Here is a 2,379-nt window from a genome sequence, read left to right as displayed (position 1 = left end):
TAGCCGACCTGAACCGGACACCTCCGGACACCTCCGGTCGTTCCCGGTCGTCCCCGTTCACTCCCGGATACAGGGACCGGACGCAGGGAAGGGGCTCCCCATGACCGCCCGATCCCCCCGTGAAGCGGTGAACCCGCAGCCACCCGGCGCCCCCGCCACGAGCGCGCAGCCCGATGCGCGGCGTTGGCGGGCGCTCGCCGTGTGCCTGGTCGCCGGGTTCATGACGCTGTTGGACGTCAGCATCGTCAACGTCGCCCTGCCCACCGTCCGGGTCGGGCTGCACATGTCGACCAGCGGCCTGCAGTGGGTGCTCAGCGGCTACGCGCTCGCCTTCGGCCTGGTGCTCGTCCCGGCCGGGCGGCTCGGCGACGCCCGCAGCCGACGGGCCGTCTTCCTCACCGGGCTCGCGCTGTTCACCGCGGCCAGCGCCCTGGCCGGGGCGGCCCGCAGCCAGGAGTGGCTGGTGCTGGCCCGGCTGCTCCAGGGCGCGGCCGGCGGGGTACTGGTGCCGCAGGTGTCCGGCTTCATCCAGGTGCTGTTCCAGGGCGCCGAGCGCGGCCGGGCCTTCGGCGCGCTCGGCGCGACCGTCGGGCTGTCCACCGCCGTCGGACCGCTGCTGGGCGGCCTGCTGATCCAGCTGTTCGGCCCGCACGACGGCTGGCGCTGGGTGTTCTACGTCAACCTGCCGATCGGCGTCGCCGCCCTGCCGATCGCCTACCATCTGCTCCCGCCGCCCCGCCCGACCGCCGAGCGGGCCGGGCACCGCGACTTCGACCCGGTCGGGGTGCTGCTGCTGGGCGCCGGGACGGTCGCGCTGCTGCTGCCCTTCGTCCAGCAGCAGCAGTGGCACGGCGCGGTCCGCTGGCTGCTGCTGCCGCTCGCCGCGGTGCTGCTGGCGGCCTTCGTCCTCTGGGAGCACCACTACGCGCGCAGCCGCGAACCGCTGGTCAGCATGGCGCTGTTCACGGTGCGGCCGTACGCGGCGGGGGTGCTGCTGTCGCTGGTGTACTTCGCCGGGTTCACCGCGATCTTCTTCATCTTCACGATCTACCTCCAGACGGGCCTGCACTACGCGGCGCTGACGGCCGGCCTGGCCGTCACCCCGTTCGCGCTCGGCTCGGGTGTGTCCGCGATGATCGGCGGACGGCTGGTGAGCCGGTTGGGCCTGCTGCTGGTGGAGTTCGGCCTGGTGCTGGTGCTGCTCGGCCTGCTGGCCTCGGCCGTGGTGGTCCAGCTGTGGGCGGGGCCGGCGATCGGCTGGGCGACGGTGTTGCCGCTGCTGGTCGCCGGGGTGGGCAGCGGGCTGGTGATCGCCCCGAACCAGACGCTGACCCTCCAGTGCGTCCCGGTCGCCCGCGCGGGCAGCGCCGGCGGCGTCATGCAGACCGCCCAGCGGGTCGGCTCGGCGGTCGGCATCGCCGTCGTCGGCTCGGTCTTCTTCGCCCGCGCCGCCGGGCCGCACCCCGACTGGACGCTGGCCTTCCAGCTGGGCGTCACCGTGGCGGCGGGCCTGGTCCTGGTGGCCCTGCTGGTGGCCGTGGGGGAGAGCGCGGCGAGCCGCCGTGCGGCGGCCCGAAGCGGGCCGTGACGGGCGCCGGAGCGGGCCGACCTCAGTGGTCGCGGCGCCGGATGACCGCCGCCGCGATCGCCACCGAGGCGAGCGACCACAGCGCGTACGTGGCCCAGGAGCCCGCGACGGTGGCCGGGTACTCGGTGGGGCGCAGGCCCGTCAGGGTGGTTCGGGCCAGGCGCTGCCAGGCCGGGAACGGCAGGGCGTGCAGCAGGTCGGCCGTCCAGCGGTAGCGCTCGGTGACGAGGGAGGGCAGGAAGAACAGCACCAGCACCGTGCCCACCACCGCGCCCGCGCTGTGCCGGACGAGGGTGCCCAGGCAGAGCCCGACCAGGGCACAGACCGGCGCGAACAGCGCGGCGGCCGCGACGAAGCGCAGGGCGGTCGGGTCGGTGATGGACCGGCCGATGCCGAGGTCGGCCAGGATCGCCTGGGTGGCGCCGAAGGAGACGCCCGCGCTGATCGCGCCGTAGCCGAGCATCGCCGCCGCCAGTACGACCGCCTTGGCCAGCAGCACCGCCCGGCGGTCGGGTACGGCGGCCAGGGTGGTGCGGATCAGCCCGGTGGCGTACTCGCCCGCGATGACGGTCGCGCCGATGCCGCCCGCGACCAGCATCACGATGTCCGCCGAGGCGGTGTTGAAGGCGTCGTTGAGCGCGACCTGCGCCATCACCGCCGGGTCCCCGTCGCCGGGGGTGTAGTGGCCGTGGGTGTAGACGGCCGACCTGAGGCCGGCGGCGACGACGGCCAGCGCGCTGAGGCCGAGCACCCAGGGGATCGAGCGCAGCGAACGGAACTTGAGCCACTCG

At 74.8% G+C, this 2,379-nt stretch carries 2 protein-coding genes; one reads left to right on the top strand and one right to left on the bottom strand.

Annotated elements, in window-relative coordinates; genetic code table 11:
- Nucleotides 1-100: 100 nt before the first annotated feature.
- Nucleotides 101-1,588 carry an MFS transporter gene (locus J0670_RS36010; protein WP_207816904.1) on the top strand — a complete coding sequence of 496 codons (1,488 nt, stop codon included), beginning with the start codon at nt 101-103 and terminating at the stop codon, nt 1,586-1,588.
- A 22-nt stretch (nt 1,589-1,610) separates the two neighbouring features.
- On the opposite strand, the gene J0670_RS36005 is transcribed toward J0670_RS36010, so the two are convergent.
- A partial coding sequence (locus tag J0670_RS36005; RefSeq protein ID WP_207816903.1) for an ABC transporter permease subunit occupies nt 1,611-2,379 on the bottom strand: 769 nt, incomplete at its 5' end.

The organism is Streptomyces sp. FH025 (assembly GCF_017427025.1).
GTDB lineage: Bacteria > Actinomycetota > Actinomycetes > Streptomycetales > Streptomycetaceae > Kitasatospora.
This window is presented reverse-complemented; position numbering and strand designations above follow the sequence as displayed.

Bases quoted from the DNA above. Each gene is read 5' to 3' on its own strand.
- J0670_RS36010 (WP_207816904.1), top strand. From the start codon at position 101: ATGACCGCCCGATCCCCCCGTGAAGCGGTGAACCCGCAGCCACCCGGC.